General features: G+C 39.0%; 13 protein-coding genes and 1 pseudogene. 4 read left to right on the forward strand and 10 right to left on the reverse strand.

The window, feature by feature from the left end; translation table 11 throughout:
* Positions 1 to 7 precede the first annotated feature (7 nt).
* On the forward strand, positions 8 to 1,027 hold the full coding sequence (gene namA, locus BI350_RS09740) for an NADPH dehydrogenase NamA (RefSeq protein WP_075527928.1): 1,020 nt from the start codon (positions 8 to 10) through the stop codon (positions 1,025 to 1,027).
* A gap of 160 nt (positions 1,028 to 1,187) precedes the next feature.
* Here namA and BI350_RS09745 read toward each other — a convergent pair whose 3' ends face one another.
* From BI350_RS09745 to mce, 7 genes are all read right to left on the reverse strand, one after another.
* On the reverse strand, positions 1,188 to 1,559 hold the full coding sequence (locus tag BI350_RS09745) for an iron chaperone (RefSeq protein ID WP_075527929.1): 372 nt from the start codon (positions 1,557 to 1,559) through the stop codon (positions 1,188 to 1,190).
* A gap of 129 nt (positions 1,560 to 1,688) precedes the next feature.
* Positions 1,689 to 2,642: a ribonuclease Z gene (gene rnz / locus BI350_RS09750; protein WP_075527930.1), complete on the reverse strand. Its 954-nt coding sequence runs from the start codon at positions 2,640 to 2,642 to the stop codon at positions 1,689 to 1,691.
* Between the two features lie 102 nt (positions 2,643 to 2,744).
* The gene (locus tag BI350_RS09755) at positions 2,745 to 3,929 is read right to left on the reverse strand and encodes a DNA polymerase IV (RefSeq protein ID WP_075527931.1); all 1,185 of its coding nucleotides are present in this window, start codon (positions 3,927 to 3,929) and stop codon (positions 2,745 to 2,747) included.
* Between the two features lie 56 nt (positions 3,930 to 3,985).
* A complete protein-coding gene (locus BI350_RS09760) occupies positions 3,986 to 4,462 on the reverse strand; it encodes a chemotaxis protein CheW (RefSeq protein WP_075527932.1) in 477 nt (158 codons plus the stop codon).
* A 3-nt stretch (positions 4,463 to 4,465) separates the two neighbouring features.
* Positions 4,466 to 5,599, reverse strand: coding sequence for a M20/M25/M40 family metallo-hydrolase (locus BI350_RS09765; RefSeq protein ID WP_075527933.1), 1,134 nt, complete (start codon positions 5,597 to 5,599; stop codon positions 4,466 to 4,468).
* 13 nt (positions 5,600 to 5,612) lie between these two features.
* Complete coding sequence (locus BI350_RS09770; protein ID WP_075527934.1) at positions 5,613 to 7,160, reverse strand: acyl-CoA carboxylase subunit beta; 1,548 nt, start codon at positions 7,158 to 7,160, stop codon at positions 5,613 to 5,615.
* Between the two features lie 3 nt (positions 7,161 to 7,163).
* Positions 7,164 to 7,574 (reverse strand): methylmalonyl-CoA epimerase, encoded by a 411-nt coding sequence (gene mce / locus BI350_RS09775; protein ID WP_075527935.1) that lies wholly within the window; start codon positions 7,572 to 7,574, stop codon positions 7,164 to 7,166.
* A gap of 114 nt (positions 7,575 to 7,688) precedes the next feature.
* On the opposite strand from mce, the gene prli42 reads away from it, so the two are divergent.
* The gene (prli42, locus tag BI350_RS16925) at positions 7,689 to 7,781 is read left to right on the forward strand and encodes a stressosome-associated protein Prli42 (protein ID WP_155767510.1); all 93 of its coding nucleotides are present in this window, start codon (positions 7,689 to 7,691) and stop codon (positions 7,779 to 7,781) included.
* 173 nt (positions 7,782 to 7,954) lie between these two features.
* Here the strand turns inward: prli42 and BI350_RS09780 are convergent, their stop codons facing one another.
* Positions 7,955 to 8,395: a BrxA/BrxB family bacilliredoxin gene (locus tag BI350_RS09780; protein WP_075527936.1), complete on the reverse strand. Its 441-nt coding sequence runs from the start codon at positions 8,393 to 8,395 to the stop codon at positions 7,955 to 7,957.
* A 246-nt stretch (positions 8,396 to 8,641) separates the two neighbouring features.
* On the opposite strand from BI350_RS09780, the gene BI350_RS09785 reads away from it, so the two are divergent.
* Entirely contained in the window at positions 8,642 to 9,499 is an 858-nt protein-coding gene (locus tag BI350_RS09785; RefSeq protein ID WP_075527937.1) for a manganese catalase family protein, read from the forward strand.
* Positions 9,500 to 10,040: 541 nt separating this feature from the next.
* A pseudogene (gene mgtE, locus BI350_RS09790) lies at positions 10,041 to 11,000 on the forward strand (magnesium transporter); the annotation flags it as partial.
* A 147-nt stretch (positions 11,001 to 11,147) separates the two neighbouring features.
* Here mgtE and BI350_RS09795 read toward each other — a convergent pair.
* Both BI350_RS09795 and BI350_RS09800 read right to left on the reverse strand, forming a co-directional pair.
* A complete protein-coding gene (locus BI350_RS09795) occupies positions 11,148 to 11,681 on the reverse strand; it encodes a GNAT family N-acetyltransferase (RefSeq protein ID WP_075527939.1) in 534 nt (177 codons plus the stop codon).
* Between the two features lie 263 nt (positions 11,682 to 11,944).
* On the reverse strand, positions 11,945 to 12,436 hold the full coding sequence (locus tag BI350_RS09800; protein ID WP_075527940.1) for a hypothetical protein: 492 nt from the start codon (positions 12,434 to 12,436) through the stop codon (positions 11,945 to 11,947).
* Between the last annotated feature and the right edge of the window lie 9 nt (positions 12,437 to 12,445).

Raw genomic sequence — 12,445 nt, forward strand, 5'->3', positions numbered from 1 at the left:
GATGAGAATGGCGAAGTTATTTGAACCATTTACAGTGCGAAATGTAACATTTAAAAATCGAATCGTACAAGCACCAATGTGCATGTATTCAAGTCACCATGAAGATGGCAAAGTGGAAGATTGGCATAAAACACACTATGCAAGCCGAGCAGTTGGGCAAATTGGACTCATTATTGTAGAAGCGACTGCCGTTCATCCGCAAGGTCGCATATCCGCTCAAGATCTAGGGATTTGGCATGACAATCATATTGATGGGCTCGCAGAAATAGTTCGATTGATGAAACAACATGGTGCTAAAACAGGCATTCAGTTAGCCCATGCAGGTCGAAAAGCAACCGTAAAGGGGGATATTTTTGCACCTTCTCCAATTGCTTTTAGCGAAAACTCCAAAACGCCTAATCAAATGACAGCTGATCAAATAGAAGAACTTATCCAAGACTTTAAAGCGGCGACAATTCGCGCCAAAAAAGCAGGATTCGATGTGATTGAACTTCATGCCGCGCACGGCTATTTGATAAATTCATTTTTATCACCGTTGACAAATAAACGTACTGATGAATACGGCGGTACTGCTGAAAATCGGTATCGAGTCTTACGGGAAATTATCGATGCAGTTCGTTCAGAATGGGAAGGCCCGTTATTTGTTCGTATCTCCGCCCATGATTATGCTGAAGGTGGCATGACAGCAGAACAATATGTAGAAATGACTAAGTGGATGAAAGAACAAACGGTAGATTTAATCGATGTAAGTTCAGGTGGTGTTGTCCTAGCGAATATCGATGTGTTCCCAGGTTATCAAGTGACGTTTTCAGAAACAATTAAACAAGGGACCGATATTGAAACCGGTGCGGTTGGGCTTATTACGACTGGCATTCAGGCTGAAGAAATTCTAAAAAATAATCGTGCAGACTTAATTTTCCTCGGTCGCGAACTACTTCGTGACCCTTACTGGGCTTTCAAAGCGGCAAAAGAATTGCGCACCGAAATTCAAGTGCCAAAACAATACGAGCGTGGATGGCTATTTTAGGTGATGACGTCTTAATTTGCGGCGATGAGCACTAAGATTCGTCTTAACTTTGCTATTTTAGAAGTTCATAAATGACAAAGTCCCTAACATCGTAATTATATATGTTAGGGATTTGTCCTATTAGGAACTTTTGAACGATAATCTCGCGCTACTCAATAAATTATTTTCGCCAAAAAGTTGAGCAATCGGCTTTATCTTCAATATTAAATGCAATCATTTTCTCAAGTAATGAATAATCAACAGGTCCGCTCCATTTGATACGTATCAATTCCTTTGTATGGTCATACCCGGCTTGTTCAATGTCATCAGAAAAGCGTTCAATCACTACCCTTTCAGGAGCAACAGACATATGATGCTTCGCTACGCTAAAGCCAATAATAAACGTGCCATGGTCCGTAAACATCGGCTGATTCCATTTAACGACCTGTTCTAAACTAGGAAACTGCTTCTTTATCCAACCTAACACTTCTTCCACTCGCTCTTTATGATCTGGATGATCAATTTTTGCTAAAAAATCTGCGAAAACTTCCATTGGGTTCCTCCTAAAATCTTTATCACACAACTTTTAACGATATGCTTCTAATAAAATTAGCTTTTATACAGCCATTGTTATTGGAATTTAACCACGATAGCAGGATTACAATCGAAGTTATCCTATTTTTTATCCATTATATTTATTTTGATTCACTTTACCATCTTTCCACTCAAAGCATGCAAAGTCTTCAGCGATATAAATGTTATCAAAAGTAGCTTGTCCTTGTTTCTTTAACTTCGCAATATCGCTCGGTAAAAAACGTGCGCTAATATGGTTAGCGATTAGTGCTTTAGCATTTGATTTCTTGGCTACTTTGGCGGCATCACCGATTGTCGAATGCCCGTAATCCTTTGCCAAATTTCCAGTTTCATTATCAAATGTCGCTTCGTGGACGACAATGTCCGATCCTTCCGCCAATTCCACAGAAGCATCACAATATTTTGTGTCGCCCAGAATCGCAATCGTAAATCCTGTTTGTGGTTCACCTGTAACATCTTCACTTAAGACAACTTGCCCATCTGCTAATGTTACATCTTGTCCTTCTTTTAAGTTTTTTAATAGCGGGCCTTTCGGAACACCCGCAGCAATCGCTTTTTCGATGAGCAGTTTACCTGGTAATGGTTTTTGTTCAATACGATAACCAAAACAAGGAATGACATGCTCCAGTTTTTTTACGCGGACTAGAAAATCTTTATCTTCAATAACAATGCCTTCCTCAGTAATTTCATGGATGCGCAGTTCATAGTTTAAGTGGGTATTTGTGAGCTGTAAAGTAGACCATAGCCAGTTAGAAAGTCCAGATGGACCATAAATATCTAGCGGTTCATTGCCTCCTAGAAAAGAACGCGAACTGATTAAACCTGGCAATCCGAATATGTGGTCGCCGTGTAGATGCGTAATGAATATCTTTTCAATTTTTCTTGGTTTTAATGAAGTATGTAATATTTGATGTTGCGTGGCTTCTCCACAGTCAAATAGCCAATATCCTCTTCCTTCCGCAGTTAAATTAACAATTAACGCGGACGTATTACGTGTTTTCGATGGCATGCCTGCACCAGTACCTAAAAAATGTAAATCCAAACATTTCAACTCCTCTTTTCGTTCTATACATTGAATTAAATTTTAATAAGGTTCGGTTGTCTCCATTATAGTGCCAGATGCTAGTGTGACAAAGTACACCTATTAGTCATTCCCTCTTTTAATTGCATTTTGTCCAAACTTTTCATTTAAATTCGAAACAAGTCCTTCAATTTGTGCATCTTTTGCATGTTTTTCGTAATCATAAATGGATAGTTGCTCATACAATTCATTCAGTGGAATGACATTTGAAATTGTAATTCCTAGGAGACGTACTGGTTCATGGTCCCAGTGCGTTGTAAAGAGGTTTTTCGCTTCCTCATAAATCTGCTCTTCTTTAAAAATCGGGTTTAATACTGTTCTACTTCTTGTCTGATTTTGCCAGTCTGCTGTACGAATTTGAATCATGATAACGGAACCAGCTAATTGTTGTTTATTAAGTCGAATTGCAACTTTATTGGCAAGCCATTTAAACGTTTCTAAACAAGCTTCTAAATCCGTTTCATCGATTGGCAATGTTGTAGAACTCCCAATACTCTTTCGTTCATTTGCTGCTTCCGGATCAACTGGACGATGGTCAATCCCATTCGCCCGTTTTCTAAGCCGGACACCATTTTTACCTAACGCTGACTTGATTATCAATTCATCCGCATGGGCCAATTCACCAATTGTATGAATTTTTAATTCCGCTAATTTCTTCTCTGTACTTTTCCCAATGCCATGCATATCGATAACAGGAAGTGGCCATAGCACTTGTTTAATTTCACGTTTCCGTAAAATTGTAATGCCCATTGGCTTTTTCATATCTGAGGCGGTTTTGGCTAAAAATTTATTCGGTGCGATGCCAATGGAACAAGGTAAATCAAGCTCTTGTAAAATCCGTTGTTGGATGTTGTTCGTAATCGATACAGCATTTGTTAATCCACCAATATCTGTGATATCGACATAGGCTTCGTCAATGGAAACGGGTTCTACTAGCTCTGTATAAGAACGTAATATGTCAAAAACCGCTGATGAAGCGATTCTATATTTTTCAAAATCAGGTGGGATGATGACCAGTTCGGGACAAAGTCGTCTTGCTTCTCCCACAGTCATCGTTGTATAAACGCCGAATGCTCGTGCTTCATAAGAGCAAGTCACAAGAATGCCTCGCCGTTGTTGCGGATTCCCTGCAACAGCGAGTGGAATGCCTTTTAGAGAAGGATCGTATGCTTGTTCAACAGATGCAAAAAAGCTATTCATATCGACATGTAAAATCACTCTTGCCCTTGTTTGACTGTTTTTCTGCATCGGTTCCGCTCCTTCCCGAAAAACAGCCGAACAGATTGCTCTGCTCGGCCATAAGTTTACTTTGCTTCTGAAATTTTCGCTTCAACATAAGCGCCAATTTCATCCATACCTGAAAGAGTTTGCGCCAACACTTCAGGATCTACTACTGTAATCATACGGTCTTCTAAATTCGCCACCGCCGTAAAATAAGGCGTTTTGGAATAAACTTTTAAAGCCGAATCCGTTAATGAATCATTTGGTATATCTATAATTTCTTTTGCATCAAGTACAAGTAAACCAATTGTTAAAACATCTGTCTGAACGACAACAACGCGAGTTTCATCATGCTCTTTGGCACTCCGATGATAAAGGATTTTCTCAAAATCGAAAATCGGCACGAGTTCCCCTCGAATGTTCATTAACCCAAGTACAAAGTCTGGCAAATGCGGAATCGGATTTACCTGCTCTAACCGTTCAATTGAAACGATAGATTGGACAGGAATTGCATACTCTTCGTTGCCACATTGAACGATGACTGCTTTAAGTTCATCCATTTATTACGCCTCCTTTGGCGTATTTGCGGTAACTCGAACAATTTCAATTAATAGTTCGGTAAGTTTCTCTAATTCTTCAACTGGCATACGTTCGTTTGTTGTATGGATTTCTTCATAACCGACAGATAATGTTACAGTTGGAATTCCGGCTCCGTTGAACACGTTTCCGTCACTTCCGCCACCGCTCGTTAATAACTCAGGTGTTCTGCCGATATTTTCAATTGCGCGCATTGCTGTTTGCACAACCGGTACATCTTTCGTAAAGCTAAAACCTGGATACATATGCTGGATTTCAAGATTCGCGCCACCCCCCATTTCCTCAGCTACCCGAGAAAATGTACTTTCCATATGTTCAAGCTGTTTAGCCAACTTTTCTTTCTGAATGGATCGCGCTTCCGCCACAATCGTTACTTCATCACACACAATATTTGTCGCTTGCCCACCATGGAAGCTTCCAATATTCGCTGTCGTTTCCCCATCAATACGCCCTAATGTCATCGCAGCAATCGATTTTGCAGCAATGTTAATTGCAGAAACGCCTTTTTCTGGTGCAACGCCTGCGTGTGCAGTCTTCCCATGAATCGTCGCCCAAATTTTCGCTTGAAATGGTGCCGCTGTGACAATTCCACCAACTTTACCATCACTATCTACCGCATAACCGTATTTCGATGTAATCAGCTTAGGATCCATCTCTTTGGCACCAGCAAGTCCGCTTTCTTCTCCTGCTGTAATGATAAATTGAAGATCTCCATGCGCAATGCTTTTCTCTTTTACGACACGCATCATTTCAAATAATGCCGCAATCCCCGCTTTATCGTCCGCGCCAAGAATTGTCGTCCCATCTGAATAAATATAACCATCTTCACGAAGTTCAGGTTTAATGCCTAGACCAGGAACAACTGTATCCATATGACATGTAAAATAAATTGGATCCGCATCTGCTACAGTTCCTTTCATGGATGCGATTAAATTACCTGCACCGTGTCCACTTCGCTCTGCAGTATCATCTTCTACAACATCAAAACCGAGTGCTGTCATTTTTTCTTTTAATATATCGGCTATTTTTCGTTCATGCTTCGTTTCTGAATCAATTTGGACGAGTTCCAAAAACTCGTTTAGTAGTCTTTCTTTGTTCATTTTTTAAAACTCCTTATAACGGAATATTCCCGTGCTTTTTCTTAGGTCTTGTTTCTTTCTTATTCCGCATCATATCCAATGCTTGAATTAACTTCACACGTGTTTCGCGTGGATCAATGACATCATCAACCATACCGTGAGAAGCAGCCACATATGGATTCGCAAATTTCTCGCGGTATTCTTCAATTTTTTCAGCTCGTGTTGCTTCTGGGGCATCTGAGTTCGCAATATCTCTTGCGAAAATAATATTTGCCGCCCCTTCAGGCCCCATTACAGCAATTTCTGCATTTGGCCAAGCGAATACAACATCCGCTCCAATGGATTTTGAATTGAGCGCCACATAAGCACCACCAAACGCTTTCCTTAAAATGACCGTCATTTTAGGAACAGTTGCCTCTGAATAGGCATATAAAATTTTAGCACCGTGTCGAATAATACCGCCGTGCTCTTGTTTAATACCAGGGAAAAATCCACTTACATCTTCAAATGTAATGATTGGAATGTTGAATGCGTCACAAAAGCGAATAAAACGCGCCCCTTTATCTGATGAATCAATATCAAGTCCACCCGCCATGACACGCGGCTGGTTACATACAAGGCCAACTGTTTCCCCTTTAATACGTGCAAGTCCAATGACAATATTTTTTGCAAATTCAGGTTGTACTTCCATAAAGGAATCTTCATCAACTACTTGTTCGACGACTCTACGGATATCATAAGGACGAATGCCTTCATATGGGACAACATCTGCCAAATCCGGACGATAATCATCTGTATCGTCGTATGGGATAGTTGGTGGTTTTTCTTCATTGTTTTGAGGTAAGTAAGATAATAATTGTCGTACATTTTGTAAGACCGTTTTCTCATCTTCTCCTCTAAAGTGAGCATTTCCACTAATCGTATTATGTACTTTCGAACCGCCTAGTGCTTCAGATGATATTTTCTCACCAGTAACCGTCTCAATAACTTTCGGTCCTGTAATAAACATTTGACTCGTTTTATCTGTCATAAAGACGAAATCAGTAATAGCAGGTGAATAAACAGCCCCACCAGCACATGGACCTAAAATAACCGAAATTTGTGGAATTACCCCAGAGTAAATGGCATTACGATAAAAAATTTCACCATATCCGTCTAGTGATACGACGCCTTCTTGAATTCGTGCGCCCCCTGAATCATTCAAACCGATAAAAGGTGCCCCATTTTTCGCGGCTAAATCCATCACATTCGCAATTTTCATCGCATGCATTTCTCCAAGTGCCCCGCCAAAAACTGTGAAATCTTGTGAGAATAAATAAATCGGCCTGCCGTTTACTTTTCCATACCCGGTAACAACACCATCACCCGGACCAACTTGTGAGTCCATGCCAAAATCACGCGTTCGATGCGTGACGAATGGGTTTAATTCAACAAATGTATCTTTGTCGAGCAGAAGATCAATTCGTTCGCGAGCCGTTAGTTTTCCTTTTTCATGTTGCTTCTCAATGCGCTCGTCTCCGCCCCCAAGCTCGATTTGCCTTCTTTTGTCATATAATTCATTTATTTTATCGTAAATATCCATTTCTCATTCCCCCATTGTTGTCTTTTCGCAAAGTTCATAAAGTACCCCGTACGATGATTTTGGATGCAAAAATGCAACCTCAGCACCGCCAGCGCCCCTTTTCGGTTCATCTTGTAATAAACGAACACCATTTTCTTTCAAATCTTGCATACGTGTTCGAATATTTTCAACCCCAAAGGCAATATGATGGACACCTTCCCCTCGCTTTTCAATAAACTTCGCTACAGGTCCATCTTCTGCGGTTGCTTCAAGTAATTCTAATTTAATATTTCCTGCGTCAATAAACGCAACACGTACCTTTTGCGAAGCTACTTCTTCAATCGCAAGCAGCTTTAAACCAAGCGTTTCTGTATAATACGGAAGCGTTTTCTCGATACTATGTACGGCTATGCCAATATGGTCAACATTTTTCACGTTCATCCCCCCCTATCCTTATTGTACATTTTAATTGATAAAACTGCTAGCAGTTGTGAAATTCGTGTTTTCTGTTAAAATAAGAATAAATAACGAGCGTAAGGGGTAAAAACGATGAGTAATAAAAACATACAAAAGTGGATTGTATACATTATGATTGGCTTGATGTTGTTATCTGGTCTCGGTATGGGCCTAAGTATGATGTAACTCCAAGTGACATTGCTTTTTGATTGAACATAATTTTTATCGTAAGCATAAATAAAAACTGTCCGGCATTGCTAATTCTTGATTAGCAAGCGCGAACAGTTTTTTTATTGTTTTAATATGTAATCTCTCATTTACAAAAGAAATAACACATATCTTTCTGACCGTTTTTGTCCTTACACTTTTTCGCAGTGTTCTTCAAAATGACTTTGTAAGTTATTCACAACTGACATCGGGTCATGTCCTTCTATTTCATAACGACCTACTTCAGCTACTAATTCCCCGTCTTTCAAAAGTGCAAACGATGGCGAAGAAGGTAGATGATCATCTCCGAAATGCATACGCATTTGTGCTGTTGCTTCTTTATCTTGTCCTGCAAATACTGTCACGAGGTGATCCGGTCGTTTATCATAATGTACTGCATGTTGTGCTGCTGGACGAGCAATACCACCTGCACATCCACAAACGGAGTTAATCATGACGAGTGTAGTGCCAGAACGTTTTACAACCTCTTCAACTTGTTCCGGTGTCGTTAATTGTTCATATCCAATCGCGTCCATTTCTGAACGTGCCCGGTTTACAGTTTCAGTCATTAATAAATTAAAATCCATACCCATATCAACCAAGCTCCTTTCATTCTTTCAAAGTAATCATAACAGGAGCCGTGTTGACATGCAAAAGACTTGCAATATGACATCCTCCATTTGTGAGATGTTACGTCTCCCACTCCTCATATTTATCCATTAAAATTTGACAACATAATAATGCAGATCCCCTTCTGTGCATACTTTTGTAAATGTTTAATACTTATTATCCTGGGCATTCTAATTTCAATAAGTCAACTTTGAAAGGATTGAATTAATTTGTATTACTATAAAGAAGAACTAATTAATATAATCGTCCCTGATAAACCAGATCCAGAAGCCGCAAGAGTGTTGCAAGAAATTCTCGGCGGTCATTATGGTGAGATGAGAACGATGATGCAATACTTTTTCCAAAGCTCTAATTTTCGTGGAAAAGAAACACAATATCGAGATTTGCTTCGAGGTGTTTTCCTAGAAGAAATTGCACATGTCGAACTCGTTCAAAATACAATTAACCAGTTATTGAATGATTCTGGAGAGTCCGAGGTTCCAGGCAATGCAGGTGTTGACCATGCACCTCTTGATGATGCAGTTAGGCACGCGAATCCGCATCATTATATTATGGCAGCGCAAGCTTCTTTGCCAGTTGACGCTGCTGGTAACCCTTGGAACGGTTCTTGGGTTTATTCGCATGGAAACCTTATATCGGACTTACTTGACAATTTGGTTCTTGAATCAACTGGCGTACTTCAAAAGACACGTATTTACGAAATGAGTTCAAATAAAACATTCCGAGAAACACTTGCTTTTCTTATTGTGCGGGATAATGCGCACCAGAATGCTTTTGCTAAAGCTTTAGAGACATTGGGTGTGGATTGGGGTAAACTATTTCCGATTCCGAACTATGATATCAACAAATATCCTGAATGTAGAAAATATATAGAAATGGGTTACCATAATGCACAGTTCAACTTTAGGCTAGACCCAACTCGAATAGCCGAAATATTTCAAGGTCAAACCCCTAGCAGAAACAATGATACACTTTCAGTAACGGATCCACCAAAAGGGTTTCCGGTCCCTTTAATGCCTGACATGCCAAATGAACATAGTCCAGGTATACAGGACTTAAACAAATGATTTTATTCAGTCCCTCTACAAGGGACTGAATTTCTGTCTTTTTAAATCTTCGCTGTTTTTTAGCCGCCACAACTTGTTCCGAATTGAAACTAAACAAGATCACTCTAAAAGCTATCGTACAATCCCAATCGATGGTAAGCTAGTATTACGAGTGAAACGCTATCGCACCTTATGCAAGAAAACTAGTTTGTATTTCGGGCGAGTTTTTCGTATGACAATTACATATTAATATCTAAATTGGCCGCAGATTCAATTTCTGATAATACGGCTGGTTTTGGGGAAGTTCTGGGGGCATGTTTAAAAGTTAGCGTACCTATTAAAAACACGATTTTCAGTGACTAATCACCCTATGTCATGCAGTGCTAAAGCTCTACGAAGAAAGCTATTCAATATGATTGATAATTGTTGAACACCCTTCTTGCGTAGAAGGGTGTTCTTACTTTTTCACATGATTAATCTCCCCCTTCAATTTTACAAAGAAGTGGATTTTTTAAGGAGGTCATCACATATGACAACGATGCAGAACGGCGTTTTTGAAATGGAAACGACGGGAACACTTATGAAAAAAGGATTTATCGCACTCCAAGAAACGTATACAGTAGAAGAAGCAATCACGCATCTTCGACAAAATGTACAAGGCAAAACGAATATTCATTACCTATATATCGTCAGTCCCGAATATCGATTAATCGGAGTCTTATCTATTAGAGAGTTACTTGGAGCGCATGGGGAAAAGAATGTCACTGATATTATGATTAAAGATATCGTCGCTTTTCCAACAGACATGGACCAAGAAGAAGCAGCTCAAATTTTCAGGAGTGAAGATTTAGTTTCTATCCCAGTAGTCAATTGTACACAACAATTATTAGGCATTATTCACGTAGAAGATATTTTAGATGTAGTTTGGCAAGAGGCCGATGAGGACATCGAAAAACTATTGGCTTCTGGTAAAGAAATTAATTTCCATACAAACCCTATCGTCGCAGCTTGGAGACGCTTGCCATGGCTTATTTTATTATTATTTATTGGACTTATCTCGGGAGGAATTATTGAACGGTTTGAAGCTACTTTAGAAGCAGTTGTTGCTTTAGCATTTTTCATGCCAATGATTGCAGGAATGACGGGAAATACGGGTACACAATCACTCGCGGTCGTTGTTCGTGGGCTCGTCTCTGAAGATTTAACAATGAAAAGTGCCGCTAGATTACTATTTCGAGAATTTATTGTTGGGATCATTATTGGTATTACATGTGCGATTGTCATCGCGATTATCGCTTTCATTTGGCGCGGTAGCCTCGTACTAGGCCTTGTCGTTGGTTCTTCCCTTTTAGCAACACTTATTATCGGAACATTGGCGGGCACCATTATTCCACTGCTATTGTATAAATTTAAAGCAGATCCAGCCATTGCTTCGGGTCCACTTATTACAACAATTAATGACATTTTATCATTATTAATATACTTTGGCATTGCTACTATGTTTATTTCAAAGTTAATGTGAATAATTAATGTGAAAAACATACAGCTCTCTAGCTCTTATGAAGTAGAGAGCTGTATATTTGTTATATTACCTGTTCTTTTTTTCAATCGTGGAAACCGTCATACAAGTCAAGCATGAATTACAATATTCCATTTTAGTCCCTTTGTCTCACCTTTCGTATAGACTATAACCATTTTTCTCACCAAGATATGTATAACCATTTTGACGATAAAACCTATTTAAATGTTCATTATTCGCAACACAATCAAGCCGAATGATTTCCTTCCCTTCAAAAGAAATCGATCCATAACACCAATTTAGAATCGATTCCCCTAACTTACAATTCGCGTATTCCCGGCGAATCGCTAAACGATGTAAATAGATAGCTCCATCATTGTGATGTGCTTTCGGCCCCCAAAGTTCACTATCCCACTTACTTGGTTGCTTTAGGAGCATAACCATTCCCGCAATTTTTTCGCCATCTTTACAAATAAAAACATCACCGCGCTCAATGGCATCTTCCGTATTATGTGAATCTACGCCATCAAGCAATGCATTCCATTGTGTAGATCCTTTACTCCGTAACCACTTTGCTGTTTCTACTAATAAAGCAAGAATTTCTGCTGTATGTTCAACTTCAGCTTGTACCATCGTAAATTGACTATTAATGTTTTGATTTGAGATTGTAAAAGTTTGAGTCATATGCGCTTCCCCTTTAATTCTTATTGATGTTTTCGCTTTCCTTGACTATTATTATATATTTTTAGCTGTTGAATAGATATCATTTTTGTTTATAAAAATTGGAAAAAAGCATATTTATTAAATATATATAAAGTGCAGCGCCCCGAACGTAATATTATTATAGATTTGTTATAGCTTTATATTAAAATAAATGTTGAATTCAGTACTAAATTAAAAAAGAGGCTTACCATAAATAAGTAAACCTCTTCGTCTTGATTTAACGATTATATACAAAGGACAATTACTTGATAAGGTGTTGTTTGGGCTGGAATGCTTCTAGTCGTTGGGCCGTATAAAACGATTAAATATCGATTAGCAATGCGGCCACGGAATTGTTGGGCATTTTCTAATAAAATTTCAGTTTGGGGACCAATATTTAATCGTAAGCTACCATCTTGACTCAGTAATTCATGATTAAAATAATCGACTTTTACAAAGTACTCATTCGTTGCTTTTGCGATTACCCAAGCTTCATACTGTGGTGGATAAATAAAAGGAACTGGTGCGTCCGCGTCGTAAAATCCAGTAATCCTATCTCCCCTCTTGATAGTCTCGTTTTCTACAAAATAAGTATGTGGCGTTACAACAAAATTGACGATTTCATCTCTGTTACCATCCACCGTAAATAACAGTGTGCATCCTTGATCTTCGCCATTCACACTTGAACCAAAATTTTGTATGTTAGTGACAGTACCAGTAAAAGGTTGAAAGTTCATTTATTCTCT

Origin of the sequence: Sporosarcina ureilytica, assembly GCF_001753205.1 — a bacterium.
Lineage (GTDB): Bacteria > Bacillota > Bacilli > Bacillales_A > Planococcaceae > Sporosarcina > Sporosarcina ureilytica.

Coding starts and splice junctions, on each gene's coding strand:
- namA (WP_075527928.1), top strand. CDS start 8: ATGGCGAAGTTATTTGAACCATTTACAGTGCGAAATGTAACATTTAAA.
- BI350_RS09745 (WP_075527929.1), bottom strand. CDS start 1,559: ATGGAAGTTTTCGCAGATTTTTTAGCAAAAATTGATCATCCAGATCAT.
- BI350_RS09755 (WP_075527931.1), bottom strand. CDS start 3,929: ATGCAGAAAAACAGTCAAACAAGGGCAAGAGTGATTTTACATGTCGAT.
- BI350_RS09760 (WP_075527932.1), bottom strand. CDS start 4,462: ATGGATGAACTTAAAGCAGTCATCGTTCAATGTGGCAACGAAGAGTAT.
- BI350_RS09765 (WP_075527933.1), bottom strand. CDS start 5,599: ATGAACAAAGAAAGACTACTAAACGAGTTTTTGGAACTCGTCCAAATT.
- BI350_RS09770 (WP_075527934.1), bottom strand. CDS start 7,160: ATGGATATTTACGATAAAATAAATGAATTATATGACAAAAGAAGGCAA.
- prli42 (WP_155767510.1), top strand. CDS start 7,689: ATGAGTAATAAAAACATACAAAAGTGGATTGTATACATTATGATTGGC.
- BI350_RS09780 (WP_075527936.1), bottom strand. CDS start 8,395: ATGGGTATGGATTTTAATTTATTAATGACTGAAACTGTAAACCGGGCA.
- BI350_RS09795 (WP_075527939.1), bottom strand. CDS start 11,681: ATGACTCAAACTTTTACAATCTCAAATCAAAACATTAATAGTCAATTT.
- BI350_RS09800 (WP_075527940.1), bottom strand. CDS start 12,436: ATGAACTTTCAACCTTTTACTGGTACTGTCACTAACATACAAAATTTT.